The 18,275-nt window shown below is 35.3% G+C and carries 15 protein-coding genes; 6 read left to right on the top strand and 9 right to left on the bottom strand.

The genetic code is table 11. The features are described 5' to 3' along the window. Positions 1-15: 15 nt before the first annotated feature. On the top strand, positions 16-1,422 hold the full coding sequence (locus tag ABTV69_RS19205; protein ID WP_433831656.1) for an efflux transporter outer membrane subunit: 1,407 nt from the start codon (positions 16-18) through the stop codon (positions 1,420-1,422). 180 nt (positions 1,423-1,602) lie between these two features. Next, positions 1,603-2,094: a hypothetical protein gene (locus tag ABTV69_RS19200; protein ID WP_433831654.1), complete on the top strand. Its 492-nt coding sequence runs from the start codon at positions 1,603-1,605 to the stop codon at positions 2,092-2,094. A 394-nt stretch (positions 2,095-2,488) separates the two neighbouring features. Here ABTV69_RS19200 and fucP read toward each other — a convergent pair whose 3' ends face one another. From fucP to ABTV69_RS19165, 7 genes are all read right to left on the bottom strand, one after another. Then, complete coding sequence (fucP, locus tag ABTV69_RS19195) at positions 2,489-3,793, bottom strand: L-fucose:H+ symporter permease (protein WP_433831652.1); 1,305 nt, start codon at positions 3,791-3,793, stop codon at positions 2,489-2,491. A gap of 175 nt (positions 3,794-3,968) precedes the next feature. Continuing rightward, complete coding sequence (locus ABTV69_RS19190) at positions 3,969-4,412, bottom strand: MaoC/PaaZ C-terminal domain-containing protein (protein ID WP_433831650.1); 444 nt, start codon at positions 4,410-4,412, stop codon at positions 3,969-3,971. 108 nt (positions 4,413-4,520) lie between these two features. Then, the gene (locus tag ABTV69_RS19185; RefSeq protein WP_433831648.1) at positions 4,521-5,594 is read right to left on the bottom strand and encodes a Gfo/Idh/MocA family protein; all 1,074 of its coding nucleotides are present in this window, start codon (positions 5,592-5,594) and stop codon (positions 4,521-4,523) included. A gap of 79 nt (positions 5,595-5,673) precedes the next feature. Further along, positions 5,674-6,897, bottom strand: a complete 1,224-nt coding sequence (locus tag ABTV69_RS19180) for an extracellular solute-binding protein (protein ID WP_433831646.1) — start codon at positions 6,895-6,897, stop codon at positions 5,674-5,676. Positions 6,898-6,899: 2 nt separating this feature from the next. Further along, entirely contained in the window at positions 6,900-8,039 is a 1,140-nt protein-coding gene (locus tag ABTV69_RS19175; protein ID WP_433831644.1) for a CaiB/BaiF CoA transferase family protein, read from the bottom strand. 99 nt (positions 8,040-8,138) lie between these two features. After that, positions 8,139-9,281, bottom strand: a complete 1,143-nt coding sequence (locus ABTV69_RS19170; RefSeq protein WP_433831642.1) for a CaiB/BaiF CoA transferase family protein — start codon at positions 9,279-9,281, stop codon at positions 8,139-8,141. Further along, positions 9,278-10,426 (bottom strand): ABC transporter substrate-binding protein, encoded by a 1,149-nt coding sequence (locus tag ABTV69_RS19165; RefSeq protein ID WP_433831640.1) that lies wholly within the window; start codon positions 10,424-10,426, stop codon positions 9,278-9,280. Before ABTV69_RS19165 ends, ABTV69_RS19170 begins: the two co-directional genes overlap by 4 nt. Positions 10,427-10,814: 388 nt before the next feature. Here ABTV69_RS19165 and ABTV69_RS19160 point away from each other — a divergent pair, with 388 nt between their 5' ends. From ABTV69_RS19160 to ABTV69_RS19145, 4 genes are all read left to right on the top strand, one after another. After that, positions 10,815-11,669 carry a fumarylacetoacetate hydrolase family protein gene (locus ABTV69_RS19160; RefSeq protein WP_433831639.1) on the top strand — a complete coding sequence of 285 codons (855 nt, stop codon included), beginning with the start codon at positions 10,815-10,817 and terminating at the stop codon, positions 11,667-11,669. A 250-nt stretch (positions 11,670-11,919) separates the two neighbouring features. Beyond that, positions 11,920-12,933: a zinc-binding alcohol dehydrogenase family protein gene (locus tag ABTV69_RS19155; RefSeq protein WP_433831637.1), complete on the top strand. Its 1,014-nt coding sequence runs from the start codon at positions 11,920-11,922 to the stop codon at positions 12,931-12,933. A gap of 162 nt (positions 12,934-13,095) precedes the next feature. Beyond that, a complete protein-coding gene (locus ABTV69_RS19150; protein WP_433831635.1) occupies positions 13,096-13,893 on the top strand; it encodes an SDR family oxidoreductase in 798 nt (265 codons plus the stop codon). A 6-nt stretch (positions 13,894-13,899) separates the two neighbouring features. Beyond that, entirely contained in the window at positions 13,900-14,736 is an 837-nt protein-coding gene (locus ABTV69_RS19145) for an amidohydrolase family protein (protein ID WP_433831633.1), read from the top strand. A 394-nt stretch (positions 14,737-15,130) separates the two neighbouring features. On the opposite strand, the gene pelA is transcribed toward ABTV69_RS19145, so the two are convergent. Together pelA and ABTV69_RS19135 are read right to left on the bottom strand one after the other, a co-directional pair. Continuing rightward, complete coding sequence (gene pelA, locus ABTV69_RS19140; RefSeq protein ID WP_433831631.1) at positions 15,131-16,315, bottom strand: pectate lyase; 1,185 nt, start codon at positions 16,313-16,315, stop codon at positions 15,131-15,133. Between the two features lie 12 nt (positions 16,316-16,327). Next, positions 16,328-17,989, bottom strand: coding sequence for a glycoside hydrolase family 28 protein (locus ABTV69_RS19135; RefSeq protein WP_433831629.1), 1,662 nt, complete (start codon positions 17,987-17,989; stop codon positions 16,328-16,330). Between the last annotated feature and the right edge of the window lie 286 nt (positions 17,990-18,275).

Genomic DNA, 18,275 nt, shown 5'->3' with positions numbered 1-18,275 from the left:
TTAATTACAACAACGATGACGAATAGTTCAAATAAATATATTCTACTGGTACTAACAGCCGCACTCATTAGTGCGTGCTCTGTTACCAAGAAATACGAACGTCCCACTACTTTAAAAACCGATCAATTGTACCGTGATCAGTCTTCTACAGATTCGACTACAATTGCAGATATGCCTTGGAATACTGTTTTTAAAGATGAAAAACTGAATGCCTTAATTCAAAAGGGATTAGATCAGAATTTAAACCTGAAAAACGCGATTGAGAATATTGTACAAGCACAAGCTTCCTTGCGTCAGAGTAAATTGGCTTATTATCCTAGCCTGCAATTAGATGCTAATGTAACGCATAACAAACAATCTCAGGCAGGTTTAAACTTTCCAGCAGGAATCAACATCAATACTTTAACAACGACTTATAAGTTAGGCGTAAGCACTTCGTGGGAAATTGATGTTTGGGGAAAATTAAGCAGTTCTAAGCGTGCAGCTTTGGCAACGTATTTGGCTACAGATGCAGCAAAACAAGCTGTTCAGACACAGTTAATTGCAGATATTGCGAATACTTATTTTCTGCTTCTGTCTTATGATGAATCATTGAAGATTACAGAAGAAACTTTAAAAAGCCGTATCGAAAATGTTGAAACCATTAAAGCTTTAAAAGAAGGAGCAATTGTAACAGGTGCTGCTGTGGTTCAAAGTGAGGCCAATCAACATGCGGCAGAAGTCTTGATTCCAGATTTGAAACAAAACATTCGTGAAGCAGAAAATGCTTTAAACATTCTGTTAGGACAAGCTCCAGGACCAATCGATAGAGGTGTTTTAGGAACTCAGATTATCCCAGAAAACATTGCAATTGGAATGCCAGTACAATTGTTGAATAATCGTCCAGATGTCCGTCAAGCGGAATTTAACTTCAGAGTAGCTTTCGAATCGACAAATTTGGCTAAGACGTATTTTTATCCAAGTTTGACACTTACAGCAAGCACAGGATTTTCTAATTTAGAGTTAAACGATTTCTTCAGCCATTCTATTTTTTATTCAATTATAGGAGGCTTAACACAGCCGTTATTCAATAACGGATTAAACAAAATGAGATTGACAACAGCGCAGTCACAACAATTGCAAGCTTACAACAGTTTTCAGCAAAGTCTTTTAGTGGCTGGTCAGGAAGTTTCAAATGCATTGTATTCGTATCAAATGGCTGTTGAGAAAGAAGATTCGAGAGCTAAACAAATTGCAGCTTTAGAAAAAGCAGTAGACTTTACTCAAGAACTTTTAGAATATAGTTCAGCAACCAATTATACTGATGTATTAACATCTCAACAAAATCTTTTGGCTGCACAGTTAAGCGGAGTAGCAGACAACCTGCAAAAATTGCAAGCTGTTATTAATTTGTACAGAGCGTTGGGTGGCGGTTGGAAATAATTGATTTATAATGAAAAAAAACGTCTCAATCTTTGAGACGTTTTTTTGAAATGTACATCGTTTAAAAAATGCTATTCGTCGATTAGTTTCGTAAATTTGTATATTAAATGCTTTAGCCACAAACTTTTGGCATTACTTTCGATCATTATCTACTAAGATTAACATTTAAATTCTAAAGACATGAAAAAGTTAGTATTCGCCTCAGTGCTTTTTATGAGTGTATTTTTTGCTCATGCGCAAGTATCAGTTAATGTAAATATTGGTACTCCTCCAAATTGGGGACCACAAGGCTACGACAACAGCAGGTATTACTATTTGCCAGACATCGATGTGTATTATGATATCAATCAAAGCGTATTTATCTACGATAACGGTGGAAAATGGATGCGTGAAAAAAGACTTCCATCAAGATACAGACAATATGATTTGTACTCTGGATATAAAGTAGTTTTGACCGATTATAGAGGAGATGCTCCGTATTATTATCATTCAAAACACAGAGCCAGTTATCCAAAAGGTTATGTTGGAAAACCTCAAAAAAACAGAGGCGAAAAACCAAAAAGTAACAACGGTAACCATTACGGAAACGACAAAGGTAATAAGGGTAATAACGGCCACGGAAACAATAAGTCAGACAAAAACCACGATCACTCTAATGGAAAACACCATTAATTCCAAAACATGACTAAGAAAAACGCCTCCAATAGGGGGCGTTTTTTGTTGTTAATAGCCACTAATTTCACGAATTGGCACGAATTTTTGACAAAATGGATGATTTATAATTAATGGAAATTGGTACTTCACCTATTCGCTATCGCCCAGGTCGCGACTAAAAATAAAAAATGAATTGCCTCCAGCTTTAGCTGGAGGTTAAAAGATTATGCATTTAAGGCTTTAGCCGAATTAAACGCAAAGTTTGGCTAAAGCCTTATTGTTCCTATAAACAAAAAACCTCCAGTTAAAACTGGAGGCAATTGATATTTAAATTATTATTCATAAAAAAATAATTCGTGAATTCATGGCTAAAAAAAACTTTTTAAGCCATACAATAATCTGTGGCAAAAAACTATTCTGTAACCGCTTTTACTTTATGGCCAATAGCTCCAAAAGAGAGAATAATCAAGAAGCAAACTAAAGGAATAATATATCCAGACTGAATATCATCATGATTCATATCGATTAAAGTTCCCATTCCATAAGGAATAATCGCTCCACCAACAATTGACATTACCAGCCAAGAAGAACCTGTTTCAGTATTCGATTTTAAGCCTTTAATTCCCAAAGAGAAAATAGTTGGGAACATAATAGACATAAAGAATCCGATTCCTCCAAGTGCATAAATAACTACGATTCCAGAACCGTAAATTGCTACTAAACATAGCAAAACGCTCATTACACAATAGATAGAAAGCAATACATAATCTTTTACAAAACGTAAAAAGAATGTACCGATAAAACGTCCTGCCATAAAAAGAAAACCGTAGATTCCTAAATAATATCCAGCTGTTTTTTCGTCTAATCCAGCGCCTTGCTGTGCAATACGAATAAAGAAACTTGTAATGCAAACTTGAGCACCAACGTAGAAAAACTGTGCTACAACTCCCCAGCTTAAATGTCTGAATTTTAAAACAGAGAAAAATCCAGGCTTAATTTCAGCTTCTACATGAGTGGCTTTCATTGAAGGCAATTGTACAAAATAAAATATAACAGCAACCAAAACTAAAATGCTTCCTAATACAATGTAAGGCATTTTTACAGAAGCTGCTTCGCCTAATAAATAAGCCGCTTTTTCTGCTTCAGGCATTGCTGCCATTTGTTCTGGTGTATGATTTGTTCCTGAAAGAATAAATAGCGAACCTACGATTGGTGCTACCATTGCTGCTAATCCGTTGAAAGAAGCCGCTAAATTCAATCTTTTAGAAGAAGATTCAGCTGGTCCTAAAATCGCTGCGTAAGGGTTGGCACTGGTTTCTAAAATTGTTAGTCCGCACCCAATTACAAACAAGGCAAATAAGAATAGCTCATAAGTTCTAGTATTAGCCGCAGGAACAAATAAAAAGGCTCCAATTGCAAAAACTAATAAACCTGTTATAATACTGTTTTTGTAACCAAACCTTTTAATCAGCATTCCCGCAGGAATTGCCATAATAAAATAAGCAAAGAATACAGAAGTATCGATAAGAGTAGATTGACGATTGTTTAATTCGCACGCTTTTTTCAAGTGCGGAATCAAAACAGAATCAAGATTATGGGCCATTCCCCATAGAAAAAATAGGCATGTAACTAAAATAAAAGGCAAAAGATATTGATTTCCTTTTCCGCCTTCTGTCGGCACTTCGTGTTGATCGCCAGCTTGGTTTGTAATTTGCATTGTGTTGATAGTTTTTTGTTTATTTTTTTTGAGTTGCTAAGATGCTGAGATACTAAGATTCTAAGTTTTTATCTTTTGCCACCAAGACACTAAGATTCAAAGTTTTTTAACTTAGTAACTTAGTAACTTAGTAACTTAGAAACTTAGAAACTCAGAGTCTTAGTAGCTTAGAAACTTAGGATCTTCTTTTCACAAAAAGTAAATGATCACAAACCAAAACGACTTCACCGCGTTGGTTAATGATTTCTACGTGTTCAGTAACAGCTCCCAATTCAGGGTTTTTAGCTTCGCCTTTTTCAGAGATTGTGATTTCAGAGTGAATCGTATCTCCAATATGAACTGGTTTTACAAAACGCATTCTGTCATAACCTCTTGAAAAAGCTTCTGGATTTATTTCAGATGCAGTCAAACCAATTCCTATACTGAAAACCATGGTTCCGTGTGCAATTCTTTGACCGAAAGGTTGTGTTTTGCACCATTCTTCATCCATATGGTGCGGGAAGAAATCTCCCGTATGTCCAGCGTGAACCACAAAATCAGTTTCTGTGATCGTTCTGCCGACAGTTACTCGTTTATCGTCGATGGTATAATCTTCGAAAAAAGTCGATTTAAAATACATAATTTAGATACTTTTTATTCGTCGGCTCTTTCAAATAAATATCAAAATGAAGCTTTTTTGAAGAGGACTAAATTTATTTTTTTTTGGTTTTGAAATATAGTGTTTTAATTACACTTCATCAAAAGAAATTCCGCCATTTTTACTACTGATGTAGCAAGCTTCCACCACTTTCATTGTTCCTAAAACATCTTGCACGCTAGCAGATAATATGGAGTCAGAGCCCTCTTTAAAACGCATCAGATTAGACATTGCGCCAATAAAAGCTTCTGGGAACCATGAACCTTCTAGCTTAACTTTGGTCCATTCGTATTCTTTTTCATTATCTTTTTTAGGTAAAGCATATTCAAAAACGTCAGGAAGACCGTCAGGATAATTCATCAATAAGCCCATTTTTGCCTTAACCGCGCCTTTTGTTCCTTCCCATTTAATATAGCTTTCTTCGTGTTTTGGACCAAAATGATGATCATGATTTGTATTGATCACAACATGTTTATCTTCGCCATAATCTAAGATAATGGTAGATCGGCTTGAAGATAATTTTTTAAGAGGATGTTTAGCTGTTTTTGCGTAAACTCCTTTCGGGTTCCCTAGGAAAGAACGGATGCAATCGATGTAATGAACGCTATGAAAGAGAATTTCCAATCTAGGATGTTCTTTGATTAGTGGAAACAATTCCCAAGGCGTATTTACCGTTACTTTGAATTCGAAATCGTATAAATCACCGATAATTCCTTCATTAATCAAATATCTTGCAGCACTTACGAAAGACGAAAAACGAAGCTGGAAATTAATCGCAGCGACCAAATTCTTCCTTTCGCAAACTTCTACGATCTCACGTGCTTGAGCCAAATCATTACCCATTGGTTTCTGAATCAGAACCGCAGCTCCATCAGGCAATTGCTCTAAAATTTCGATATATTGATCAGGCAAAACCGTAATGTCATAAACGGCGTTTGAAGGCGCATTTTTAACAGCATCGGCAACACTTTCAAAAACATGATCAATTTTGAATTCTTTCTGTAAATCGTATGCTTTTGAAATCGTTCTATTCGTAATACCAAAAACTTTAAAACCAGCCATTTCGTAAGCAGGAAGATGCGCATCTTTTACGATTCCGCTTGCTCCGATAATGATGATGGGCTGTTCTGTTTCTGGTAATAAGGGTTTATATGGAATATTCATGATAAACTATTTTTAAGATTAGTGTCAACTTTGTCAAAGTTTAAAACTTTGACAAAGTTTTTCATGACGGTAATTTTCTTTATTCTATTTTTTGAATATTAATTTGTGTTTCTTCTAATAATTGTGCTGAAGGAATATCGCTATTAATAGCTTTTAAAACCATATGATCGATAAATTCGCACACCTTTGGCCAAATCGGCGTTTGCGGTAAGGTCAAAGCATTTTCGTGCAGCATTTCCAATTTATGATAAAATGGAATTAACGTATTAATTTCTTCATCTTTCCAAGTTGATTTTCTGCAACCGATTCCACCTTCTTTTGTCAACAATTTGTCGCTTTCGGCAGTTGTAGCAAAACGCAGAAAATCGTAAGCCAGTTTTTTATGTTTGCTTCCTGAACCAATTGTGTACAACCAATATACATTCAAAGAAGCCGTTTTATGATTAGGATCGGATGGAAGGGAAGTAATGTCAATTTTGCCTTTTACTTTTGATTCTTCAATCACTTCCGCCATTGAAGCAAATCCGAACCAGTTGATGGCCATTGCGGCTTGTCCATCGGCGAAAGCCAAACCAGCTTCAACTGAACCAAATTCTCTCGATTTAGGATGAACAGCGTTTTTATTATTTACTATTTTTCTATAAAAATCCAAAGCTTGAATTCCAGCTTCGCTATAAATAGAAATTTGATTTTTAGTATTGATTAAAGAACCACCGCGCGTCCATAATTGCAGGCAGAAGTCAAAAACCATATTGTGTCCGTCTGGATAATTCGCAAAAATAGTTCCGTATAAATTTTCTTCTGGGCGATTGAAAAAAGTAGCAATATCAACAAATTCTTGCCAAGTTTTTGGAGTAGAAAGTTCGTAACCAAACTGCTTTTTGAAATTCTCTTTTTCAGTTTTGTTTTCGAACAAATCTTTTCTGTAAATGAGACATTCTGGACCATCGTGAAAAGGAAGTCCGAAAGTTCCGTTGTCCAGTTTTTGCAAATGCAGAAGCGATTTATGCCAGCCATAAGGATAATTTTCTGGCGGATTTTCTGCAATAAAAGTATATAAATCTTGAACCGCTTTTTCGTGTACAGCATCAAAAATCCAGTCGGTATTGAGGTGCGCAATATCCCATTTTCCTTCTTTTAAGCCTTTTTTAGAAATCGTGGTTTCATACAAATCATGGAGCTCCATCGGAATCATTTCGGCTTCAACTTGAATATTATTTTCAATACAAAAAGCATCCCACAACTTTTGCAATGTACTTTCGAAGGGATCGAATTTTCGAACAGCGATTCTGATTTTATCCATTTTTAGGAGTCTATAAATTCTTTAATAATACGTTCGTTATCCTGACCTAATTTTGGTGAACCTTTTCCAGAGTTCAAATATTCGCCGTCAATTTTTATTGGACAGCGCGTTGTTTTATAACTATAACCATCTAGCATTTCTACTTGCTGAGTGAAATTCAAAACTTTAAATCCGTCTTCTGCAAAAAGCTGTTGATAGTTTAAAACTCCTGCACACCAAATGTCAGCAGGTTCTAAAATATCTAGCCAAAATTGTGTTTCCTGCGTTTGCAAATGTTCTGCTAAGATGTTTTTGATATCATCTCTAAGCGTAAATTTATTTTCTGGAAAAGCTAACAAAGCATCACATTTCAACAAAGAAGCCAGAACAGGAATTGATCCCATTGCCAACGCTAAATAGCCGTTTTTGGTTTTGTAAATGCCGTATGGTGCGCCCAAATAAGCGTGTGCGTTATTGGTTTTTGTTCGAACAGGCAATTCGCCACCATCGTTGAAATAAGTCGTAATGGTTTCAAACTGAAAGTCAAACGCCGATTCCAACATACTGACTTGAATTTGTGCTCCAATATTATGCGTTGCTTTTCTGTATAAAGCCGCTAAAATTCCTTGAGCCAAATGCGCTCCCGCAAGCATATCTACAATCGACAATCCCATCGGAACTGGACCGTCTTCTTGATTGCCGCTCAGCCAAGTTAAAGCCGTTAAAGATTGTAAAAGCAAATCCTGACCCGGTAAATCTTTCAAATCTGGATGTTCTCCAAAACCTGAAATCGATCCATAAATCACATTCGGATTGATGCTTTTTACATCGTCATAACTCAAACCAATACGCTCCATAACTCCGGGTCTGAAATTATGCATGACAACATCGGCTTTGGCTAATAATTTTTTTAGTTTTTGAAGTTCTTCTGGTTGTTTAAAATCAATCGCAAAAGATTCTTTGTTTCTGTTGATGGTATGAAAAACAGACGATTCGCCGTTCATAATCAAATCAGAAGTATATAAAGTTCGGCAGATATCTCCCGTTCCTGGTTTTTCAATTTTTATCACGCGCGCACCTAAATCGGCAAGACGTAAACTCGCTGAAGGTCCCGAAAGAAACTGACTGAAATCTACAATTAAATAATCTTCTAAAGGTTTCATTTTTTCTGTTTGTTCGTTTAATCGTTTATTTGTTTAACCGTCAATTCGTCGATTTGTTTAATTCGATTAAACGATTAAACAAATAAACGGTTCAACAATCTATCGAATAAACTCTTCGTGTATTCTTAAATTATCTTGACCAACTTTTGGCGCTGCTTTTTCGCTAAGCAAAATTTCACCGTCTAACTGTATCGGACTTCTGGTTGTGACTAAAGTTTCTCCTTCGGTATTTTTTACGGTTTGTTTCAACTGTAATTCGTTCACAAAGGGCTGATTATCCAGTTCTTCATAATTAAAAACTTTTCCGCACCAAATGCCTTCTTTCTGCAAGATTTCAATCCAATAATCAGAAGTTTGGGTTTGAATTCTTTCGCTTAAAATCGTTCTGATTTCGTCTCGTTTTTCAAACCATAAATGTTTATCCGCGAAAGCGTTTAAATCCAATCCTAACGTTTTTCCGATGAAAATTAAATCACCCATGGCAAGAGACAAATAACCATCTTTCGTTTGGTAGACTCCGTAAGGTGCACTTAAAAAAGCGTGTGCACTTCCTTTAATATCACCACGTTCTGGCAATTGACCGCCATCGTTTAAGAATGAAGTAATCGCTTCAAACTGAACGTCCAAAATCGATTCAAGTAAACTCACTTCAACCAAAACTCCTTTTTTTGTTTTAGCTCTTTTTAAAAGTGCGGCTAAAATTCCTTGTACAAAATGATTCCCGCACATTAAATCGGCAACTGCCAATCCAAACGGAACCGGACCTTGACTTTTGCGTCCGCTTAACCAGCTTAAACCAGAAAGTGATTGCAACAATAAATCTTGTCCCGGTTTTTTAGCCCACGGGCCTTCATTTCCGTATCCTGTAATAGTTCCGTAAATAATCTGCGGATTTATAGAAAGGGTATTTTCGAAATCTAAACCGATTTTTTCCATTACTCCAGGTCTGAAATTATGCGTCATAATATCAGCCTTTTCGATTAGTTTCTTAATCAAAACCAAATCGTCTGGATTTTTTAAATCGGCTGCAAAAGATTCTTTATTTCTGTTTATCGTATGAAAAAGCAAACTGCTGTCATCTACAAATAAATCTTTGATACTTAATTGTCTGCAAGCTTCTCCTTTTACAGGACGTTCGATTTTGATGACGCGCGCGCCCAAATCAGCTAGTTTTAAACCAGCTGAAGGTCCTGCCAAAAACTGGCAGAATTCCAGAACAATTAGTCCTTCTAAAGGTCTCATATCGTCTGAATTTTTAGAGATTCCGCGTAAAGCGCATTCATTTCTTCTAATACTTTCAATTCGTCTCCGCCATTCATCAAATAATTACGAACCACATCACCTGCGTGATCTTGGAAATACATGTGACCGTAATATCTTGGACGAAGGAAAGCACGCTCTAAAGCTGGCAATGTATTTTTGAAATAATCGTGTGTTACGCCATTAATTCTCTCACTTTTCCAAGCTTGCAAATGTCCTGGCTGACCACCGTTATCGGTATAAATATTTTGCTGTACTTGTGATGAACATGTAAATTCAGCATATTTTATAGCTGTTTCAGTATGTTCGCTGAATGAAGAAACAGCCAATCCTGTTCCGCCCAAAGAAGAAATCATTGGGTTGTCATTCAAACGCACTAAATCATAAAAATGTAAAAGATTATTGCTGTAACCACTTCTCGAATAGTTAGAATATCCATACGCAAAAGGGCAGTAGGCAATTTCATTTGAATTGACCATTGCTTCGTAAACCTGAATTGGATTTCTGTTAAAGTTAGCTGGATCAATCAATTGCGCCAGTTCTCTAAACATTTGAAGCGCTTTTTTTCCTGTAGTTTCAGAAATCACTTTTTCTTCAGAAAGAAAAGGAGCTTCTCCCAAACTGCAGCAAAACATATAAAAACTCATTAAAACATCTACCGGAATTCCAGCGAAAGCGACTAAACCTTTTTTCGCTAAAGCCAATAAATCATCATACGTTTTAGGAACTTCTAAATTATTTTTTTCTAAAAGATCCAAGCGGGCAGAAGCAACTGGAGTCGCCGCATCAATAGGAAGCGCCCATAATTTGTCGTGAAAAACATAACTTCCGTATGATTTTCCAACGGTATTAATTTCTTGATCTTTAATATATTCGTTTGATAAATAATCAGATACAGGAAGAATTGCTTTTGTCTGTGCTCCAAAACCTGTCCAAGGATGATCAATTACCAATAAATCAAATCTTTTGGCTAAGTCTTCGATTGAAGCATCGGCAAATTCTTGTAAACTTCTCTTTTCCCAAGAAATTTCAACTTCAGGATGTAGTTCTGTAAAACGCTGAGATGTGGCAACCATTGGAAGCAAACCTCTTGTATGGTTCCAAGTAATGCCTTTTAATTTTATCATTTTTATATAGGAATTTTGAGTAGTGAAATCGTTTGAAATAATAAATGTAAAAATTACAATTACAAAAGTAGGAATAAGATTCAAATGCGCAACAAATACAAACTTTATTCAAGAATCTTTTTGCATAAATCGGCAATTAGTGATATTATTTTTACAAACCATGTAAAAAATGTTATAAAAATTTAAAGTTTAGCTGTTTTAAGAATAGGAAAATGAAATATATCTAGAATATTAATTTTTAAAAAGTATTTTTGTAATTGTGATTTTTACATTTATTATTTTTGAAGTCGCTTTTACGCCAATTTTGAATTGATAAATGTAGAATGCCTGCGAAAACACGAAGCTCTTTCGTCAGAAAAAATAAACTAACAATTAAAAATATACGATTATGAAATTAATACGTTTTGGAGAAATCGGAAAAGAAAAACCGGGCGTTATAATTGGAGAAAAAAGATACGATGTTTCTTCAATTGTAACCGATTTTAACGAAAGTTTCTTTGAAGAAAATGGATTAGAAAAATTACAACAAGCATTAGAAAGCAATCCGACTTTGCCAGAAGTAGATGCTTCAGTACGTCTGGGTTCGCCTGTCGCAAGACCTTCTAAAATTATCTGCATTGGATTGAATTATGTGGATCACTGCAAAGAAACAAATGCTCCGATTCCGACAGAACCTATTATTTTCTTTAAATCGACAACTTCTTTGTGCGGTCCAGACGATGATTTGATCATTCCAAAAAACTCTGAAAAAACAGATTGGGAAGTTGAATTGGCTTTCATAGTTGGAAAAAAAGCAAGTTATGTTGAAGAAGCGGAAGCTTTAGATTATGTTGCAGGTTATGCTTTGTTGAATGATTATAGCGAAAGAGCTTTTCAGTTGGAGCGTGGCGGGCAATGGGCAAAAGGAAAAGGAAGCGACACTTTTGCGCCTCTTGGACCATTTTTGGCAACGAAAGATGAAATCGCAGATGTTGACAATTTAAAAATGTGGCTGACGGTAAACGGTAAAAAATACCAAGACAGCAACACGCTAAATTTAGTTTTTAAAATTCCTTATTTGGTGCATTATTTAAGTCAGTTTATGACATTGCTTCCTGGCGATATTATCAGTACAGGAACGCCTCCAGGAGTAGGTTTAGGAATCAAACCAGATCCGATTTACATTAAAGCGGGAGATGTTGTAGAATTAGGAATTGAAGGTTTAGGAACAAGCAAACAGAAAGCTGTAGCTTATAAAAAGTAATATGATTATCTGTTATTTGAACTAAGGATTCAACTGTCTCTGCTTTGTGACGCGGATAAAACAGATTTACTTTGTAAAAACGCTGATTAAAACGGATTCTATATTTAAATTTTTAGAAAGATTAAAAAAATCCGCCTTAATCCGTGTTTTCGCGATAGCGAATCGGTGTAATCAGCGTCAGATTAAGTAGCGATTTTCAAAATTAGTACGGTAACAAATAGTTAAAAAAATAAAATTAAGAAAGTATAAAATGAAATATATTGTTTGCGAAAAACCGCAGGAATTTCTATTGAAAGAAACGAATATTCCAGAACCAAAAGAAGGTGAAGTTTTATTGAAAATAAAAAGAATCGGTATCTGCGGAACTGATATTCACGCTTTTGGCGGAACTCAACCGTATTTTGAATATCCAAGAATTTTAGGTCACGAATTGGCTGCTGAATATGTAAAAGGAAATGCGGAAGGTTTTAAACCTGGAGATAAAGTAACTTTTATTCCGTATTTCAATTGCGGAAAATGTGTTGCTTGCAGAAACGGATTAACGAACTGCTGCGTAAATATCAAAGTTTTTGGAGTGCATATTGATGGCGGAATGGCTGAATATGTTTCAATTCCGGAACAATATTTACTGCACGGTCAAGGTTTGGATTATGATGAATTGGCTTTGGTTGAACCATTGGCAATTGCAGCACACGGTGTTAGAAGAGCGGCTGTAAAAGCTACAGATACGGTTTTAGTAATGGGGGCAGGACCAATTGGAATTGGTTTAATCCAGTTTGCAAAAATCGCTGGTGCCAAAGTTATCGTAATGGATATTAACGATTACAGATTGAATTTCTGTAAAGAGCAATTGCAAGCTGATGAAACGATTAATCCGTTAAACGATGATGTTGCTGCAAAATTGGCTGAATTGACAAACGGAGACATGGCAAACGTGGTAATTGACGCAACTGGAAATCAGAAAGTGATGAATAGCGCTTTCAATTACATTTCGCATGGAGGAAGATTCGTTTTGGTCGGACTTCAAAAAGGCGAATTAAGTTTCAGTCATCCTGATTTCCACAAAAGAGAATCGACTTTGATGAGCAGTAGAAATGCTACAATCGAAGATTTCGAATATGTAATGAAATGTTTGAAAGAAGGAAAAATCGATCCGAAAAAATATATCACTCATAGAACTAGTTTTTCTGATATGATTAATGATTTCAGAGATTTGATTGATCCGAAAAATAATGTGATCAAGGCGTTGATTGAAATTGAGTAAAAGTATATTATAAAGTACTGTTTGTCATTCCGAGGAACGAGGAATCTCCACAAGTAGCTCCATCTAGAAATTCACCAATCTTTATAGAATTTCTTGCGGAGATTTCTCCTTCGTCGAAATGACAAAAATGAGAAAAACTATAACTTTAAATAACCACGAAAAATGGATTTAAACTTAAAAAATAAAATTGTTGTCGTTTCTGGTTCGGCTGGAAAGGAAGGCAGTATCGGAGAAACAATTGTTAACAGATTGGCAGATGAAGGTGCGATTCCGGTTTTGGTTGACCGAAATGCAAGAGGTTTTGAATACGTAGAAAGACTTCAAAAAAGTGGCGTTAATTCGTTATTCGTACAAACTGACGTAACTGATCCTGTTGCAATAGAAAACGCCGTAAAAGTAATTGGAGCAAAATATGGAAGAATCGATGCTATAATTAATAATGTTGGTGTAAATGACGGAGCTGGATTAGATTCTAGCTACGAAGATTTCATGAATTCGTTGAAATTGAATGTAGTGAGTTATTTTCTTTTAGCGAAATATGCGTTGCCGTTTTTGAAAGAATCAAAAGGAAATATTTTAAACATTGGTTCAAAAGTGGCTTTAACAGGGCAAGGTGGAACTTCTGGTTACGCTGCAGCGAAAGGTGGAGTTTTGGGCTTAACAAGAGAATGGGCAGTCGATTTGATCCAGTTTGGAATTCGTTCGAATGCGATTATTATTGCTGAAAGTTATACTCCTGCTTACGAAGATTGGATTAAAACATTGCCAGATGGTCAAACAGTTTTGAATAAAATCAACAAAAGTATTCCGCTGGAAAGTAGAATGACGAAAACAGAAGAAATTGCAGATACAGCACTTTTTATCATTTCAGAAAAATCATCGCATACTACAGGACAATTTGTTTTTGTGGATGGAGGTTACGTACATTTAGACCGCGCATTAATCAGCGATGTTAACTAAGAAATTATGAGTAAAAGAATTGATTCCCATCAGCATTTTTGGAAGTTTGATCCCGTTAGAGACAGCTGGATTGATGAAACGATGCAAAATATTCAGAAAGATTTTCTGCCTGAAGATTTGCAGCCAATTTTAAAACAAAATCAATTTGAGGGCTGTGTTGCAGTTCAGGCAAGTCAATCTGAAGAAGAAACTCATTTTTTATTGGATTTAGCTTCAAAAAATGATTTCATAAAAGGAGTTGTCGGCTGGATAGATTTGAGAAATGAAAATATCGAAGAGCGTTTGCAATTTTTTTCCAATCAAAAAAAACTGAAAGGTTTTAGACATGTTGTGCAAGGCGAACCAGATGATTTTATGTTTGGAGCAGAATTCAGAAGAGGAATTCAAGCTTTAAAAGCATTTGATTATACGTATGATATTTTAATTTTCGAACGTCAATTACCAGCTGCAATTAATTTGGTTCAAGATTTCCCAAATCAGCGATTTGTGATTGATCATATTGCAAAACCAGATATCAAATCAGGAAGTATTGATTCTTGGAAAAAAGGAATCGAAGAAATAGCAAAATACGATAACGTTTGGTGCAAAATCTCAGGAATGGTAACCGAAGCCGATTGGAAAAATTGGAAACCCGAAGATTTAAAACCATATTTGGATGTAATCTTTGAAAACTTTTCAATCGATAAATTAATGTACGGGTCAGATTGGCCAGTTTTAAACGTAGCTTCTGATTATAATGAAGTGGTGAAAACTTTAGAAGATTATATTACTGAATTTTCAATTGAGGATCAGAATAAGATTTGGTTTGAGAATGCGAATTCTTTTTACAATTTAAATATGTAATATTTAATTTTTGCAAGCTTCGGAGAAGCGAAATATTTATAGCAAGAAATATAGGTTTACTATATAAAGCTCCAGCGCAGCGACATGTTTTTTATGATTATATATCGTCCGTTGGAGCTTTTTTCATTTGTCCTATTGATGTTCTATAAATATTTTGCTCCGCTGGAGCACTAAACAGGTTGACTTAGGGGTTTGAGACAGTTGATAAAATATAGCCCATGGTTTCAACCATTGGGAGACAAAGATTGGAAAAACGTTGCGTTCCCATGGTTGAAACCATGGGCTATGTTTTAAATAGAAAACAAAAAATAGCCACAGATTAAAGGATTTTATAGATTTTTTTTAAATCATTTTAATCCTTTTAATCTGTGGCTAAAAATTTAGCGCTAATATTTTACTTTTTCAAAACATCTGCATCAGGCGCCCATTTTTTCTGCCATTCTGGATATTTTTTTAAAGCTTTTTCAGGTTTATCGGTATACCAAGCATAGCCGCTACGTCTTTCGCGGCTTACTTCTGCGAGTGAATATAATATTTCGCTGTTACGGTCAGAAAATAATGGTCTGTGTGTTTTTAACTCATAGTAACGCGTCCAGATTGGTGGCGCAGTAGGATCGTTTACAACTCTCACATCATTTTTGATTTTCTTATATTTTGATTCCATTTCAGGAGCTTCAAAACTTTCGACTCTAGTGTTGTAAATTTTAGAATCATCAAACCATTTCACGGCACTTTGAACTGCATTAATAACCTTTTCATTCGGATTATCAATGTCCATTAAAAACAAAACAATATCTACGCTTTCTGCATTACAAATGCTTGGCGGTTCAAATTTACGCGCCCATGCTGGTTCAAGTGTCACTTCATCATGTTGTTGGCACCATGCGGTCAATTTTCCCTTGTCTTTAATCTGCATTTTCAAAATGCAATCCAGTCCTTTTTCATAAGCTTTGGTTACTTTTTTTCTGGTGTGATCATCGACAAAAGCATAGTTTGGATCATTATTTACAATCTTTTTCAAGAGATTCATAATTCCCATATAAGCTCCGTCATTAAACGTAATATGACGGCTGTAACCTTTTTCCAAAGGATAATATTGTGGCCATCCTCCGTTTGGATATTGTGCTTTCAAAGTAAAATTAATGCCCCGTAGACAGCCCTCTTTATATTTGGAATCTTTTGTTAATGTATAAACTTGCGCTAAATAATGTATGTGCGTATAAGTCGTTTCATTATCAAAAGTAGTATGTTCAATATATTTCGTTTTAATGACACTATCAATCTGTTGTGGTGTCAAGATGGCTTTCATATCATAATTCTTTGGCCATCCGCCATTATCACGCTGGAAATATAGAATGTTATCGGCGATTTTAGTGTAATCCGTTTCAGCATATTTCGGCTGATTGGGAATTGGATTTACGATATTGGTTTTGTCCTTTATAAAATACCAATGATTAGTGCCGTCTGTAAAAGGTTTTGTACTGATATCAGTAGATTGCGCATTTGAGCATACAAATGAAAAGGTGCAAAGAGCTGATAAAAGCAATTTTGAACGCATTACGGAATTAAATTTAAACATACCGCTATGGTTTTAGAATTTTACCGCTTTCTTTGGAACGTCTTTACCAACTGTAGTGGTTTTAGATAAACCGCTTAAATCAACATTTTTAGTTACTCCACCATCAATTGTAATGGTATTTGCTGAAGCAGGCTTGAATTCCACATTCTTTAAAGTAAGATTTTGAGTATTGTAGATTTCAAATGCATTTTTAGCTTTTACATCTAATTTCACATTTTCGATTTTAATTTTATTAGCATCAATTATAGAAAAACCTTTTTCAGCAGTTGCCATAAGGTTTGAAATTTCGATGTTTTCTAAATTCATTTCAGGAAGACCTTGCAAAAATACAGCTTGTTGAGCGCCTTTGATTGTAATATTTTTAATTGAAATATTTTTAAACTGAGGCGTCTCAACTGTTACAGGCATTGCTTTGTTGACAATTTTATCTCCGCCTTCTTCTAGAGTTTCAGCAATAGATTTTCCTCCGTAATATAAGTTGAATGAAATGGCCTGAGAAGGAATATCAGTCATAAAAACATCAGAAATGAAGATGTTTTCTACAACACCACCTCTTCCACGAGCGCTTTTAAAACGTAAACCAACATCAGTTCCCATAAAAGTACAGTTTGAAACATGAAGGTTTTTGACACCGCCAGACATTTCGCTTCCAACTGTTACACCACCGTGACCGTGGTATACAATATTGTTTCTCACAATAATATTTTCGCACGGAACACCTCTTTCGCGTCCGTCTTTATCTTTTCCAGATTTAATGCAGATGGCATCGTCTCCAACATCAAAACTTGAATTTTCTACCAATACATTTTTACAGCATTCTACGTCAAGACCATCTCCATTTTGAGAATACCATGGATTGCGAACGGTTGTATTTCTCACAATTAAATCTTCCACCATAAAAGGGTGAATGTTCCAAGCTGGTGAATTTTGAAAAACAGGTCCGTCAAATAAAACTCTTTTACTGTTTTGAATGCTAACCATTACTGGACGAAGAAAATCATGAATTGTTTCAAATTCTTCTTTTGTCTTTAAATCAGGACGCACATTTTGGTCTGCGCCTTTCGAAGCATTCATAAAAGTTTCTGACGGATACCAGCTCGTTTTTTCTTTATTTAAAACTCCACCTCTCGAAATAACTTCTTTCCATTGGCTTTCAGTCAACTTACTTTTTTTGACTTGTCTCCAAACCTCTCCAGAACCATCCCATACACCGTTTCCGGTAAAAGCAATGTTTTCAAGATTTTTACCGTAAATAGGAGAGATGCATCGCCAAGTATTTAGGCCTTCAAAATTAGTTTCGATAAGCGGATAAAGCGATTTATCGGTAGAGAATTTGATTAGTGCGCCTCTCTCAGCATGCAATTCGATATTGCTTTTTAAAATGATTGGGCCTGTAAGCCAGATTCCTGGAGGAATTACCACTTTTCCACCACCTTTTTTAGAAACAGCATCTATGGCATCTGCAAATGCTTTTGTGTTTAATGTATAGCCACCGTTTACTGCTCCAAAGTCTTTAATGTTTACAGTGTTATTCGGAATAACAGGTTCATTAATTTTCGACATAGTAAACTCGACATTGTAGTCATTTGCTTTTTGCGCAGCAATTGGGTTACAGAAACTCAATGCCAATATGCTCAGTGCAGTGCAAAAAAAGTGAGGTAAGTTAGTTTTCATTCTAAATTGTATTATGGTTATTTTTAATGATTGCTAGATGTAAAGTCCGTTTTTAATTCAGGATTTTTTTAACTGATGAATAATTTTTAAGTGTAAAAACTAAAATTTAATAATGTAATCGATTACACAAATCTATTAAAAAAATATTATGAAACTAGAATTTTGCTTTAATTATAACAGATTTTTTATGGAATTGATTTTTTTAATGGATTAATGGCGAGAAATTAGAAATTTGATTTTAGAAGAAAACAGTGTATGGTCTGCTAAGAAACGCTGTTTTTCTGAG

Source organism: Flavobacterium anhuiense (assembly GCF_050990855.1).
Lineage (GTDB): Bacteria > Bacteroidota > Bacteroidia > Flavobacteriales > Flavobacteriaceae > Flavobacterium > Flavobacterium anhuiense_C.
The sequence above is the reverse complement of the archived record's forward strand: the minus strand, read 5'-3'. Positions and strand labels throughout refer to the sequence as shown.